Genomic DNA, 588 nt, shown 5'->3' on the forward strand with positions numbered 1-588 from the left:
CCGCCTGATCGGCAGGACAACGGTTACCGTGTCTATACCGAGAAGCATGGTGAGGGGCTGGCCTTCATCCGTCGCTGCAGAATCCTGGGCCTGTCACTGGCTGAGATTCACGAACTACAGAGCTATCAGGACGACCCTCATCAGCCTTGTACCGCCGTCAACGCCTTGCTCGATGATCACATCTCTCATGTGCGGTCGCAGATAACCGCTCTGCAAGCGCTTGAGAAACAACTCGTTTCACTGAGAGCGAGTTGCAACGATGACCGGGAAGTTGAGGCGTGTGGGGTTCTTGCTGGAATTAGCGAAGGAAACATGCACCAGCAGTAGGTGAAGCATCAACCAGATAATCCGATGAGATGCCGGTCTGTCTCACTCTCATGCAAAGGTAAGATCAACTGAATCGCCACCGGTTTGCTAGACACCTTTCAGCCATACAAAATGGTGGCCGCCGTACTGATAATCTCCTCAGGATTAACGTAGCCCTGTACGTGGTACAGGCCCAGCTCGCTCGAATATCCATAGAAACTCCAAAACGGCATGAAAAAGCCCGCACAAGGCGGGCTCTGGCATGCAGTGAAAGGGGGGGGG

General features: G+C 53.9%; 1 protein-coding gene. It reads left to right on the plus strand.

What is annotated here, in order from left to right; translation table 11 throughout:
- Nucleotides 1–327 (plus strand): Cd(II)/Pb(II)-responsive transcriptional regulator (gene cadR, locus Q672_RS32715; RefSeq protein WP_022986762.1); only part of this gene is annotated, 327 nt, incomplete at its 5' end.
- Between the last annotated feature and the right edge of the window lie 261 nt (nt 328–588).

Source organism: Alcanivorax sp. P2S70, assembly GCF_000475295.1.
GTDB lineage: Bacteria > Pseudomonadota > Gammaproteobacteria > Pseudomonadales > Alcanivoracaceae > Alcanivorax > Alcanivorax profundi.